This is a genomic window from Sphingobium sp. 22B, assembly GCF_001580035.1.
GTDB lineage: Bacteria > Pseudomonadota > Alphaproteobacteria > Sphingomonadales > Sphingomonadaceae > Sphingobium > Sphingobium fuliginis.
Map to the genome: position 1 here is coordinate 36,980 of NZ_LTAB01000011.1, position 13,869 is coordinate 50,848.

A 13,869-nucleotide genomic window follows, 5' to 3' on the forward strand; every position below is an offset into this window, starting at 1 on the left:
AGACAGTTGCTCAATTGCTACAATTTAAGGCTATTCCGGATGATCTCGCGCAAATTCGGATGAGATCATGGGTGGAATGCGTCCAGGACCAACATCCAGACTGTCTATTATGGCGACCCGCGCACTTGGACGATCACGGCGGGCTTCCGCTTCTAATTTGCAAGGGACCAGCGGCAGCATGACCGGACGCGCGCAGGAAACGGCAGGCAAAGGCTATCGCGCGATCGTCCTCGCCATGCTGCTGCTGGTCTATACCTTCAACTTCCTCGACCGGCAGATCCTTGGCATCCTCGCCGGGCCGATCAAGGCGGAACTGGGCCTTAGCGACGCGCAGCTCGGCGCGCTGGGCGGCATCGCCTTCGCCCTGCTCTATTCGACGCTGGCGATCCCGCTGGCGCTGCTGGCGGACCGCACCAGCCGCACATGGGTCATCACCGCCAGCCTTGCGGTCTGGAGCGGCTTCACCGCGCTGTGCGGCATGGCGGGCAGCTTCGCGCAGATGTTCCTGTTCCGCATCGGGGTCGGCGTGGGGGAAGCAGGCGGCGTCGCGCCATCCTATGCCGTCATCTCCGACTATTTCCCGCAAGGCCAGCGCGCCCGCGCCCTTTCCATCTACTCGCTCGGCATTCCGCTCGGCTCGGCGGGCGGCGTGCTGCTGGGCGGCTATATCGCGCAGACGGTCGAATGGCGCACGGCCTTCATCGTCGTCGGCCTGGCCGGCCTGATCATCGCGCCCATCTTCCGCCTCACCGTCCGGGAGCCGGCTCGCCCCGACATGCAGGCCGATGCGATACCGGTTTCCGCCGTCTTCGGCATATTGGCGGCCAAGCGCAGCTTCTGGCTGCTTGCCCTGGGCGCGGCCTGCTCGTCGCTTTGCGGTTATGGCGTCGCCTTCTGGCTCCCCAGCCTATTGATGCGCAGCTTCGGCCTTGATCTGATGGGTGCGGGACAGTTTCTTGGCGCACTGCTGCTGGTCGGCGGCGTCGCGGGCGTATTGCTGGGCGGCTGGCTGGGGGATCGGCTCGGCGGACGCGACAGGGCCGCCTATGCCTGGGTTCCCGCCGCCAGCTATGTCGTCGGCATGCCGCTGTTCGTCATCGGCGTGCTGTCGGACAGCGTGGCCTTCGCCTTCTGCCTGTTCCTGATCCCGCAGGCGCTGGTCTATGTCTGGCTGGGCCCGGTGCTGACCGCCGTCCAGCATCTGGTGCCCGCCCATATGCGGGCGAGCGCATCGGCAACCTTCCTGCTGATCAACAATCTGGTGGGCCTGGGCCTTGGCAGCTGGAGCGTCGGCGCGCTGTCGGATGCGCTGACCCCGCAATTCGGCCACGAAGCCCTGCGCTATGCGATCGTCGCGGCGCTGGGCTTCTACCTACTGGCCGGACTGTTCATGGCGCTCGCGGGCAAGGCGCTGCGCAGGGACTGGATCAGCGCATAGCCTCTCCATCGGGCATCACCCAAAAGGTCGAAAGTCCGTAACGGATGGTTTACGTTTTTGACTGATGAACTGCCGGAACCGAAGTGATACACTGCGTTGGCGAAATCCGGATACTTCCCCGCTTTTCCCTGGAAACGGTCAGAACCCATATCCGCCGCATCTATTCCAAGACCGGCGTGAGGAGCCGCGAGGCATTGTTCGCCCAGTTGCAGCCGTTCAAGATATTGGCATAGCCCGCTGCCCCGCCGCCAGCCGAAGCAGACGGTCGCGAAAAACAGGAGCGAAAGCAGGCTGGCCTCTCGGCCCCTGCCCGCCTAAGGAACGGCTGACCGAAGTTAGCGTGCGTCGTGCAGAAAAGCCTGTCCTGAACCTGTCGAAGGGTGGGAACCGGTTTTCGGCCTGAAAGGATGCGACAACGGAAAACTGGAGCGCGCGACCTGCGTCCGATTTGACGCGGCGTACTTCAAAGGAAAGGGCGGCAGGATTTGAACTTGCAGGTGCGGGCCTATGCCATGTTGGGCATGACCATGGCGTTCTGGGCGGGCAATGCGATAGTCGGCCGCGCGGTACGGGGCGAAATTCCGCCGCTGACGCTGGCCTTCGGCCGCTGGATGCTGGCGCTGCTGATCCTGGCCCCCTTTGCGTGGCGTCCCGTCATGGCCCAGCGCGCGCTGATCCGCCGCCATTGGCGCACGATCCTGTTCCTGGGGCTGGCGGGCGTCGCTGCGTTCAACGGCTTCCTCTATTCGGGCCTTCGCCACACGACGGCGGCCAACAGCCTGTTGTTGCAGGGATTGATCCCGACATTCGTCGTCATCGTGAGCCGCATCGCCTTTGGCGACAAAGCGCCCCTCCGCCGGGTCGCTGGCATTGCGCTGTCGACGCTGGGCGTGACATTCATCGTGTTCAGGGGCGATCTGTCCGAAATCCTGCGGCTGCGCCTGGGCATCGGAGACCTGCTGGTGCTGTGCGGCTGTGGCGCATGGGCGGTCTATACCGCGTGCCTGCGCCTGCGCCCGCCCATCGCCCCGTTGGTCTTTCTGTTCGTGACCTTCGCCATCGGCGCGCTGGCGATGGGCATCGGCGCGTTGAGCGAGACGCAGGCGATCGCGCGGATGCACTGGAACGGAAGCGTGATGGCCGCCATCGCCTATGTCGCGATCTTTCCCTCGATCATCGCCTATATGTCGTTCAACGCCGCGGTCAGCCATGTGGGCGCCAGCGCCGCCGGACAGACGATCAGCCTGCTGCCGCTGTTCGGGGCCGTGCTGGCTGCCCTGATCCTTGGGGAACCGCTGTTCGGATACCATCTTGCCGGCATGGCCATGATCTTGGGCGGGGTGTTGCTGAGCTGGGGCGTGGGTTCGCCGGAACAGGATCAGCGTCCCCCCGCCAGCGCCACCGCGTCGGCGCCGGCCGGAAAGCGGAGCTGACCCGTCCCGTCATGAACGGCGCTCCAGACGGCTTGCGCGACGTCGCTCTCCCTGGTCGTCAGGGCGGGCGACGCGAAGGCCGCAAGGATCGGTTGCGCGAAATCCGCATATCGGCCGGGCAGCAGGTCGGTCACGGGAATGATGGCGTTCGCGCCGAAGCGGGTGGTGGGCGCATAGCCCGGCTCGACCAGTTTCACCTGAACGCCGAAATAGGCGAGTTCATGCGCGAGGGAAGCCGTGAATCCCTCGATCGCATGCTTGGTCGCGCTATAGGCCGCCGCGAGCGGAAAGGCGCCCAGCGCCACGGTGGACGTCACGTTGACGATCATGCCCGATCCACGCTCGCGCATCTGCGGTATGAATGCGCGGCACACCGCCATGGTGCCGATGCTGTTGGTTTCGAAGAGCTGGCGGACCAGACTCATCGGCATGGCTTCGAAGGCGCCCACGCCGCCTATCCCCGCATTGTTGACCACTATGTCGACCCGGCCGGCGGCCTCGACCAGCGCGGCTATGCTGTCCTCGCTGGTGACGTCCAGCGGCAGCAGGCGCAGGCGTTCGGAATGGCCGCCGAACAGGGCCGGGTCGGGCCGTCGCATGGTCGCGACGACATTCCATCCCTGCGAGAGGAAATGAAGCGCCGTGGCCTTGCCATAGCCCGAAGAAGTGCCGGTGATCAGGATCGTCTTGCTCATCGTCTGCCTCGCTCGATGTCGATGCATGACCGATAGACGGACCGTTTCGGACGATCTATAATCAATGATCCATATATGATTACGGATCGTCCATAACATGGATCCCCTTAGCGACATCATCGCCTTGCTTGGACCCAGCGCCGCCATCGCCAAGCCGATCACGGGGCGCGGGCGGTGGGGCGTGCGCTATCGCGCGCATGACGCGCCCGGCTTCACGATCATCCTTGCGGGGGAAGCCTGGGTCGCCTTCGAAGGGAGCGCACCGCTTCGGCTGGCGCAGGGCGACTTCCTGCTGATGCCGACCACCCCGCCCTTTTCCTTGAGCAGCGAAGCGGGTCTTCCCTGCACCTGGGTGGAACCCCGCGGCGAAGCGGTGCGGCACGGGGATCAGCCAGGCGATCCGGACTTCATCGCATTGGGCGGCAGCTTCGCGTTCGAGCGGGCCAACGCCCCCCTTCTGCTGTCATTGCTTCCCGATCTGATCCATATCCCGGCAGCGCAGGGCCGCGCCACGCGCTTCGGCCAGTTGATCGACATGCTGGCCGACGAATGCCTGTCCAGCCATCCGGGCAAGGAACTGATCACCCGGCGCCTGCTGGAGATGCTGCTGGTGGAGGCGCTTCGCTGGCGGCCGGGCGGTGGGGAAGCGGACCATCGGGGCCTGCTGGGCGCGATGCGCGATCCCGCGCTGGCCCGCGCGCTGCGGGCCATGCATGAGGATGTGCGCGCGCCCTGGACCGTCGCGCAGCTTGCAAGCGTGGCGGGCATGTCGCGTTCGGCCTTCGCCGCGCGCTTCGGTGAGGCGCTGGGTTGCGGCCCGATCGAATATCTTGCGCGCTGGCGCATGGCGATCGCCAAACACGCCTTGCTGCGGGGCGACAGGTCCCTGGGCCGGATCGCGGAGGAAATCGGCTATGATTCCGCCAGCGCCTTCAGCACCGCGTTCCGCAAGCGGCTGGGCTGTCCGCCCGGCAGCTTCGCGCGGCTCCACGGTGGCGGCGGTCCGGAGCTTAGCCCCCGCGCCCCGGCTTCACCGCATAGAGGCCGTGGTGCGACAGGATGAAGAGGGTTCGGCCGCCTTCCCCGCCGAAGAGCAGTTGCAAGGGCCGTTCCGGCACGTCGATGCGGCCGACCTCCCTGCCGTCGGGCGCATAGACGAAGACCTGCCCATTCGCGACATAGACCCGGCCCTGCGGGTCCACCGCGACCCCCTCCCCACCGCGATCCGCGAACGGCCTGAGGTCGGTGATCGCGCCGCCCGCGCCCACCAGGCCGCTATAGGTGCGGTTTTCCGAACCATTGGTGAGGAAGACGCGCCTGCCCGGCTCCCCCTGGATGAAACCATAGCTGTCGAGCGAATCGGAGAAGCGCAGGCCGCGATGGTCGGCCGGACCCTGCGCGAAGGTGCGGAAGGCAGGCAGGGCGATGCTGCCGTCGGGCGAGACATATTCCTGCGCCTTGGGCGCCGCCATGTCGCGGGCGAACATCTGGGCAAGCGTCGTGAACTCGTAGGTCCTGGGATCGATCTGGTCCCTGAACTCGCCATTGTTCCACCAGTTGACCGGCAGCACCGTGGCCCTGCCCGCGTGGGGCGCGACGGGCGTTGCCGGAATGACGCTGATCTCGCCGTCGGGCGCGCCGGGCCTGACGCTGTAGACCGTGCCGTTGCGCCCGTAGGAGGAGAGGACGAGCAGATTGCCGGAACGGTCGATGCTGAGGTTGACCGGATCGAGCGAGGCGTCGCGCACCATCTCCAGCCGGCCTTCGTCCGACCAGCGCCAGATGCGCTGGAAGCGGCGATCGATGAAATAGAGCCGGCCCTGCGCATCCACCGCGCCGCCGCCCGCCGAATGGAAGCCGTCGGCCAGTTTCTCCACCCTGCCGCCCAGGAAGCTGGCGGGCTTCACCGGCTCCGGCCGGGCGGGGACGTCCAGCACGGCGAACTCCCGTTCGCGAACGTCCAGCCCATGGGTGACGTCGCGAATGGCGTTTTCGAACGGGAATTTGGTGAGCCGCAGGAAGGTCGCGCAGCCATTTTCGTCGCAGGTGCCAAGGCCGCTTTCGCCATTCACATGGACGTTGCGGAAACGGATGTCATGGGAATTATAGAGGGTAATGGCGGCGGGTGCGGGCTCCCTGGTGCGGGTGACGCGATAGCCGTGGAAATTGGCGACCAATATGTTGCGCGAGTCCCTGATTTCCAGCGCCACGGCGTCGCCGCTCTCTCCCGCTTCACCCTCCGTCTGCGGCGCGAGCAGTTCCCAGTTGGCGACGCGGTTCAGGCCGATTTCCGTGCGGACATGATGCTCGACCGACGCCTGGATGAGGCGGCCGGGCGTTTCCGTGTCGGAGATCAGGATGCCGGGATGGCCGAAGGTGCTGGGGCTCCAGATATTGGCGAAGGTGCCGCCGCCGCCCTGCGTCACCCAGAGGCTGGCATATTGGCCGGCCCAGCGTCGGGCGGAATCGGGATCGCCGGTGGCATTGTTGTTGTAGGGATTGACCCGGCTGCCGTCGAAGCGGTCGGTGCCGTGGCCGCCCTGGAACTTGACGTCGTTGACCATGGAGTGGGCGCCGGCCTTCCACAGGAGCGCCGTGGCGCGCGGATTGGCGCCGTTGGTGTTGAGGCCGAGGCCCGCGACGATCGCATCGCCGCCCTTCGCGCTTTCCACCAGCGCCCTGGGCGCGCCCACCCCTGCCCAGCCGGGCGCGCCGTCGGGCAGCACGATCTGCGTCAGGCTGGGGTGCAGGCCCAGCAGCACCGTATCGGGACGCAGGCGCAGCGTGTCGCTGACATGATAGAAGCCGGCGGGCAGATAGACGACGCGGTGGCTGTCGATCGCCTTCTGGATGGCGGCGGTGTCGTCGGTCCTGTCGTCGCCCTTGGCGCCGAGCGTGCGGGCGTTCACCCATTCCGGGACGGGCGGCAAGGGGCGGATGGCGGGAACGGACGGGGCCGGCAGCGCGCCCATGGCTTCCGCCTGCATGTCCGTCCGGTACTCGCCCATGCGGCCGACGCCCGGCAGCGTCAGGCCGTGGGTGAAGGAGGCGATCCTGTAGTTCTGCCCCCTGCCGGCGACGGTGCGGCCGCTTTCGCGGAAACGCGCGAAGGTGGGGGTGTTGGCCGCCAGCACATTCTGGAAGCCGATCTGGGTATAGACATTCTTCTCGTTCGAGATGACGACGCCCGCCTTGGCCACATTCTCGAACCGGATGTCCTGGCCCCAGAGCCAGTCGCCATAGCCCCGGTCGATCTCTATCCCGACCGGCACGTTGCGGAAGGCGACGTTGACCATCGTCAGGCCGGCCTCATGCTCGCGGATGGCGGCGTCGCGCTGTCCCTCGAACGTCGCGTCGACCAGCGCGAAGCCCCAGGCGGGGGACGGCTTTTCCGCGATGATGCCGTAGCGCCCGCCCCGGAAATGCAGGTCTTCCGCTTCATTCGCGACATGGTAGAGGCCGGCGAGGCCCGAGCCGATGTCGAAATCGGCATGGCTGACGAAGCTGTGCTGGGCGGAGTGGAAGCGGATCGCGGTGGCCGCCGGATTGCCGTCCATGATGCGGAAGTCGATATTGCCGAGCGCAGAATAGAAGGTGCCGGGATTGGCGTCCGCGATGGTCCTGTTGAACGGCACGCTGCCCGCCGGGGGGAAGGCGGCGGGCGGCGTGTCCCGGTCGGTCTGGCGCTTGCTGCCGGTGAACATCAGCATATGGGCGACGCCGCGCTGGAAGCCCGGCGTGTTCCGGCCGAGCAGGATGACCGGGCGCCTTTCCCCGATGCCGAAGATGCGGACGCCCGGCCAGAGGAAGATCGTCCGGCTGATGCGATAGGTGCCGGCCGGCAGGAAGACGATGCCGCCGCCGCCCTTTTCCGCCGCCGCGTCGATGGCGCGCTGGATCGCCGCGCTGTCGTCCGCCCGGCCGTCGCCCGCGCCCTTGACGGTGACGGCGCGCGGCTCGTCGGGCGCAACGGTATAGACGGATGGAGAAGCGTGAGCGGGTTCAGCCGCCGCCAGCAACAGCAGCACCGACGCGCAGGCCCCGCTCAATCCACGAACCATCGACATACTCCAGTTACAAGAAGTCCCGGCCGGTGAAGGCCGGGACAAGGTGGGGGAGAGAGTGGCAGATCAGAAGTTGAAGCGAACCCCCGCGCGGTAGATGCGGCCCAGCGTGTCGTAGAGCGCCGGGTTGATGTCCAGGCCGGTGTTGGTCTGCGGCGCCGCGACCGGGTCCTTGTCGAACAGATTGTCTACCTTGCCGTAGATCGACAGGTTTTCGCCGAACTTGAAGGTCGCGCCGATGTCGACGTAGAAGGCGCCCTTCATCCGGTTATAGTCGATGGTCGGGTGGTTCGTGGTCGAGGCCGGGCAGGACGACTGGCAGACGACATATTGATTGCCGAAGGTGCCGTCGCTGATCCAGCGTTCCTGCACCGTGAAGCTGAACCGGCCGCTGTCGTAGGTCTGCACCGCCAGCCATTTCCAGTCCGGCGTATTGCCGTTGTTGGCGCCCGCCTGATCGACCGGGTCGACGCCCGCAATGCCCGCATTGACGATGAACTTGCGGATATGCGTGCCCAGCGCCCGGACGGTGAAGCTGCCCGGCAGGCCCAGCGGCTGCTGCCACTGATAGCTTGCCTCTATGTCGAAGCCGCTGGTCTTCCAGGAGGCGAGGTTGAAGGGCTGGACATTGACGAAATTGGTGCCCTGCGGCCCGTCGAGCTGGAAGCCGCCGCAGAAGGCCTGGTTGCCCTCGAAGCAGAAGCGGACGATCTGGTCCGCCGACAGGGTGGAGACCACGCCGCTGAGCTTGATGTTGTAATAGTCGAAGGAGAGGCTGAGGCCGGGAAGCCATGACGGCCGCGCCAGCACGATGCCGAGTTCGGTGTTGCGGGCCACTTCCGGCTTCAGATTGGTGTTGCCGATGGTGTTCTGGAACACCTGCACCGCCTGGTTGCGGAAGGGATCGTTGAAGTTGGGCAGCGTCGTCACCGTGGGCGCCGCGAAAAGTTCCGACAGGTTCGGCGCGCGCACGTCGCGCGAGGTCACGGCGCGCAGGCGGATGCCGTCGAGCGGCGTGTCCCAGGTGCCGCCGACCTTCCACGTCCAGACCGTGCCCGACGTGCTGTAGTTGGTGACGCGCGCCGCGCCGTTGAGGTTCGCGCGGCCCATGGCGTCGCTGTCGATCAGCGGCAGGTCGACTTCGAGATAGCCTTCCCACACTTCATATTTGCCGCGCCCGTTCTTGTAGTTGCCGGCCGCCCAGTTGCTGCCCAGCGTCGAATTGAGCAGCGGATCGGCCGGATAGTCGGGGCTGTTGGGGCTGAGCGGCGAAACGCCCGCGCCATAGGGATCGGCGTTCACGCGATAGAATTCGCGGCGATATTCGCCGCCGAACGCGACCGAGACCGGCCCGGCCCACAGTTCGAACGGATTGCCCGAGAAGTTGAGGCTGGCGACGTCCTGCGTCAGCTTCGTATGCTGGAACGGTCCGTTCTCATGCGGCGCGACATAGGCCAGCGCCGCATCCGAAGGGGTGAAGCCGCCGAAGATGTTGATCGGCTGGCAACCCGCCGCCCGCGCCGCCGGATCGGCGCAGACGACGGCGCCGTTGAGCGTGATCGCATTGGTCGCGGCGACATAGCGGTTCTGGAGGACGATGTCCCGCACCCTGATGTCGGAAATGGTGATGCCATGTTCATAATAGGCGTCATAGTTCCAGTCCGTTCCGCCGACGCCGATCTTGCCCTTCAGCCCGCCGACGAAGCGATATTGCTTGCGGTCGGTATGCACCTGGGGATCGGGGAAGGCGCCGTTGCTGCTGCCGAAGCTGAATTCCGTGATGCCCGCCGTGGCGCAGCGGTCGCGCACCAGTTGCGGCAGGAACGGGTTGGCGCACTGGACGGTCAGGCTGGGCCGGTTATAGCCGGGGCTGGGCTGGTTGCTGGTCTTCACCTGCGCGACATTGACCGTCACATAGGCTTCATTGTCGTCGGCGAAGTCGTAGCCGATCCGGGTGTAGCCGTTGATGCGCTCCAGCGCCGATTTCAGCGAGGCGCCCGAACCCGGCGCGCCCGACAGGTCGCCGCCCTGGCAGAAGCTGTTGCCGCGGAAGCAGTTGCTGACCTGGCCGTTGCCGAGCGGCTGGCCGCCCGAACCATAGTTGAAATTATAGGGCGTGCCGTTCCGGTCGAAGGCGATGCCCTGCAACGGGCCGTTGTTGATGAGGCCGTAGCGCGCATATTGATAGGGCTGTGCATAGTCGCGATAGTTGAACTGCGGCAGGCCGTTGTTGAGCTGGCCGGTGTTCATCAGCGTCGTCGCGCGGTACCAGTCGCGGCTGCCGGCGAGGTCCGTGCCGAAGTCGCCGGCGCCCACGCCGCCTTCATGGTCATATTCGCCGCTCAGCACGACATGCAGGCGATCGTCGAGGAAGGACTTGCCCCAGGCCGCCTGCACCAGCGCGGTTTCATCGTCGCCATATTTGGTGATGCTGCCAAGGATATTGCCCTTGAACCCTTCGAAACGGGTGTCGGTGATGAAGTTGACGACGCCGCCGACCGCATCGGAGCCGTAGGAGGCCGACGCGCCCCCCGTCACCACGTCGACGCGCTTCACCAGAAGCTGCGGGAACATGCTGATGTCGGGAACGCCGGTGACGTTCGCGCCGACGACGCGCTGGCCGTCGAGCAGGGTCAGGGTGCGGATCGGGCCCAGGCCGCGCAGGGAGAAGGAGCTGAGGCCCTGCTGGCCGCTCGACGTGCTGAAGGTGCCGGTCGACGCGCCGGTCGATCCCTGCAACGAAGGCAATTGGGCGACGGTGTTGAAGATATTGGGCTGCGCATTGTTGGCGATCTGCTCCTCACCGATCACCGTGGTTGGCGTGGGCGCGTTGAAGCCGCTGGTCGTGATGCGCGACCCGGTGACGACGATGTCGGCATTGCGCGCCGCGCCCGCATCCTCCGTCTGCGCCTGGGGCGCGGCCGTCGGGGGCGTGGCCGCATCCTGGGCCCGGACCGCGCCGGCCAGAGCCATGCTCGCCACCGCCGCGAGGCTGACGCCGGCCAGATGCCGATGGATTGCGATCGTCACTTTCATTGATCCTTCCCCTTTTATATCTGGCCGCCCGTTGCCGGCCGGCTGCGCCCATGCCCGGCGATGCCGCAAAGATTAGCCCCCGGCCCGCCGCGCCGCACTTACGACATAGGTCGTAGGCGCGCCGTGGCGGCGTTTTCCTACGGCTTCGCCGCGTAGAGGGCGTGGTGCGTCAGGATGAACAGCGTGCGCCTGTCCGGGCCCCCGAACAGGATCTGCAACGGACGATCGGGCACGTCGATCCGGCCGCTTTCCCTGCCGTCCGGCCCATAGACGAAGATCTGCCCGTTCGCGACATAGACGCGGCCGCGGCCGTCCACGGCCACGCTTTCCCCGCCGCGATTGGCGAAGCGGCGAAGATCGGTCAGCGCGCCGCCCGCGCCCACCGTGCCGCTATAGGTGACATTTTCCGACGCATTGGTGACGAACAGGCGCTCGCCCGGCTCGCCCGACACGAAACCATAAGCGTTGAGGCTGTCGGACCAGCGCCAGCCGCTATGGTCGACCGGCCCCTGCTGCCAGGTGCGGAAGGCGGGCAGCGACAGGCTGCCGTCGGGGGACAGATATTCCTGCGCCTTGGGCGTTCCCACGTCGCGTGCGAACATCTCCGCCAATGTGGTGAACCGATAGGTCCCGAAGTCGAGCTGGTCGCGAAACTCGCCATTGTTCCACCAGTTGACCGGCAGCAATGTCCGGGCGCCGCCGCCGTTGCGCACCGGAGTCGGCCGGATCAGCGTCATCGCATCCTTCGGCCCCGCCGGATCGAAGGAATAGACGCCCGCCTTCGGCCCCAGGGAGGACAGCACCATCACATGGCCCGATGCGTCGATGGCAAGGTTCACCGGGTCGAGCGCATGGTCGCGCACGATCTCCAGCCCCTTGTCCTCGCTCCAGCGGTGGATGCGCTGGAACCGGCGGTCGATGAAATAGAGCGCGCCCTGCGGGTCCACCGCCGCGCCGGAGATCGACCAGAAGCCGTCCTCCAGCTTATCGACCTTCGTGCCGCCGGGCGGCGGGGCGGGGATGGTGCTGCCCGCCGGTCCGATGTCGAGCTTCGCAAACTCCCTTTCCCGCACGAACAGCTTGCGCGTCACATCCTCTATCGCATTGTCGAACGGATATTTGCTCGCCCGCAGGAAGGTGCCGCAGCCTTCGTCGTCGCAGGTGGCGTAGCCGCTTTCGGCGTTGATGTGGACGTTGCGGAAGCGGATGTCGCCCGAATTGGCGAGCTTCACCGCGCTTTCCTCCGGCGCATAGGTGCGCGTGACCCGATAGCCATGATAATTGGCGAACAGCAGGTTGCTGGAATTGCGGATGTCGAGCGAGATGGCGTCGGGCCCGTCTCCCACTTCCTGTTCGGTCTGGGGCGCCAGGAACTCCCAATTATGCACATTGTCGAGCACGAATTCATTGCGGGCATGATGTTCGACCGACATTTCATAGACATGGCCCGGCGTGCGGGTGTCCGTGACATAGAAGCCCGCCTGCGCGAAGCTGTTGGGGCTCCACACATCGACGAAGGTGCCGCCGCCCCCGTCCGTGACCCAGATGCTGGGATATTGCGCGTCCAGCCGGTCGTCCGTGACGGGATCGCCGGTGTGGACCCGCAGGCTGCCGAGCATCGTGCCGTCTGCGGTGGGGGTGCCGCCGCCGCCCATGATCTTGACGTCGTCCACCAGGCTGTTCTCGCCCGAGCGCCACAGCAGCGCGGAGGCGCGCGGGTTCACGCGGCCGGTGAAGAGGCCGAGGCCGGACAGGATATTGTCGCCGCCCCTGGGGCTTTCCAATATGGGGAGCACCGTGCCGAGGCCGGCATGTCCGGGATTGTTGTCCGGAATATAGAGCTGCGTGATCGCCGGGTGCAGGCCGATCAGCACGCTGTCCGGGCGCAGTTTCAACCGGTCGGTGACCTTGTAGAAGCCGGTCGGGAAATAGAGGATGCGGTGGCTGTCGATGGCCTTCTGGATCGCGGCGGTGTCGTCCGCCCTGCCGTCGCCCATCGCGCCCAGCGTGCGGACGTTGACCCATTGCGCCATATCCGGAAGGTCGCGGATGGCGGGCGTCCTGGGCGCGGGCATGGCGGGCAGCGCCTCCACCTCCGCCTCCGTCCTGTACTCGCCCGTCCGTCCGAGCGTGGGCACGGCGAGGCCGTAGGAGAAGGACGCCACCCTATAGGCCCTGCCCTTGCCGTTCACCGCCTGCCCGCTGTCGCGGAAGCGCGCGAAGACCGGGCTGTTCACCGCCAGCGCATTTTCGAAGCCGATCTGGGTGAAGACATTCTTCTCATTGGAGATGATGACGCCCGCCTTCGACACATTTTCGAATCGGACATCCTTGCCCCACAGGCTGTCGCCATAGCCCCGGTCGATCTCGATCCCGACGGGCGTGTTGCGGATCGCGACATTGACCAGCGTCAGGTCCACCTCATGTTCCCGGATGGCCGCGTCGCGCTGGCCGTCGAAGGTGGAATCGAGCAGGGTGAACTGCCAGGCGGGCGAGGTCTTTTCCGTCACGATGCCATAGCGGCCGCCCTGGAAATGGACATTTTCGATGACGTTGCCCGCCTGATAGACGCCCGCAAAGGCGGTACCGAGGCGGAATTCCATATGGCTGAGGAAGGCATGCTGCGCCATGCGGAAGCGCACGCCCGCCGCCGCCGGATTGCCCGGCGCGATCTCTATGTCGACATTGCTCATCGAGGAATAGAAGGTGCCTGAATTGGCGTCGCGCACCACCTTTTCGCGCGGGACAACGGTCGGCACCGGCACGGGCACCTGGCCGACATTATACTGGTCGCCGCCGCCGAAGACGATCATGGTCGACACGCCCTGCTGGAACCCGGGCGTATTGGCGCCCAGCAGGATCACGGGGCGCTTCGGCCCCACGCCATAGACGCGCACGCCCGCCGGGATCACCAGCGTGCGCGTGATTCGATAGGTGCCGGACGGCAGGAAGACGATGCCATGGCCGGTCCTGTCCCGCGCCTTGTCGAGCGCCTGCTGGATCGCCGCGCTGTCGTCCGCGCGGCCGTCGCCCTTCGCCCTGACGGTAACGGCATCGGGTTCGTCGGGGGCAAGGGGGAAGACCGAGCGGCCCGCGGAGGATGCCTGCTCCGCCTGTGCCTGTTCGGCCCCCGCCAGGGCCGTCGCCGCCAGCAGAGCCGCCATCATGGCGCGTCCGATCATCACCGTCTCCCGAGATAGTTG

The 13,869-nt window shown here is 66.3% G+C and carries 7 protein-coding genes; 3 read left to right on the plus strand and 4 right to left on the minus strand.

All coding sequences use genetic code 11. The features are described from left to right. The first annotated feature begins 178 nt into the window (after window positions 1-178). Both A0J57_RS11820 and A0J57_RS11825 read left to right on the plus strand, forming a co-directional pair. Entirely contained in the window at window positions 179-1,438 is a 1,260-nt protein-coding gene (locus A0J57_RS11820) for an MFS transporter (RefSeq protein ID WP_061935885.1), read from the plus strand. Between the two features lie 485 nt (window positions 1,439-1,923). After that, window positions 1,924-2,871 carry a DMT family transporter gene (locus A0J57_RS11825; RefSeq protein ID WP_235600853.1) on the plus strand — a complete coding sequence of 316 codons (948 nt, stop codon included), beginning with the start codon at window positions 1,924-1,926 and terminating at the stop codon, window positions 2,869-2,871. Here A0J57_RS11825 and A0J57_RS11830 read toward each other — a convergent pair. Next, window positions 2,817-3,566, minus strand: a complete 750-nt coding sequence (locus A0J57_RS11830; RefSeq protein WP_061935888.1) for an SDR family oxidoreductase — start codon at window positions 3,564-3,566, stop codon at window positions 2,817-2,819. The two genes, A0J57_RS11825 and A0J57_RS11830, sit on opposite strands and share 55 nt — an antisense overlap. Before the next feature lie 97 nt (window positions 3,567-3,663). On the opposite strand from A0J57_RS11830, the gene A0J57_RS11835 reads away from it, so the two are divergent. Then, the gene (locus tag A0J57_RS11835) at window positions 3,664-4,629 is read left to right on the plus strand and encodes an AraC family transcriptional regulator (RefSeq protein WP_061935891.1); all 966 of its coding nucleotides are present in this window, start codon (window positions 3,664-3,666) and stop codon (window positions 4,627-4,629) included. On the opposite strand, the gene A0J57_RS11840 is transcribed toward A0J57_RS11835, so the two are convergent. The 3 genes from A0J57_RS11840 to A0J57_RS11850 form a co-directional block, all read right to left on the minus strand. Then, window positions 4,577-7,627 carry a glycosyl hydrolase family 28-related protein gene (locus A0J57_RS11840; RefSeq protein WP_061936179.1) on the minus strand — a complete coding sequence of 1,017 codons (3,051 nt, stop codon included), beginning with the start codon at window positions 7,625-7,627 and terminating at the stop codon, window positions 4,577-4,579. The two genes, A0J57_RS11835 and A0J57_RS11840, sit on opposite strands and share 53 nt — an antisense overlap. Before the next feature lie 69 nt (window positions 7,628-7,696). Then, the gene (locus tag A0J57_RS11845) at window positions 7,697-10,666 is read right to left on the minus strand and encodes a TonB-dependent siderophore receptor (RefSeq protein ID WP_061935894.1); all 2,970 of its coding nucleotides are present in this window, start codon (window positions 10,664-10,666) and stop codon (window positions 7,697-7,699) included. A 137-nt stretch (window positions 10,667-10,803) separates the two neighbouring features. Then, on the minus strand, window positions 10,804-13,848 hold the full coding sequence (locus A0J57_RS11850) for a glycosyl hydrolase family 28-related protein (protein WP_061935897.1): 3,045 nt from the start codon (window positions 13,846-13,848) through the stop codon (window positions 10,804-10,806). Window positions 13,849-13,869 lie beyond the last annotated feature (21 nt).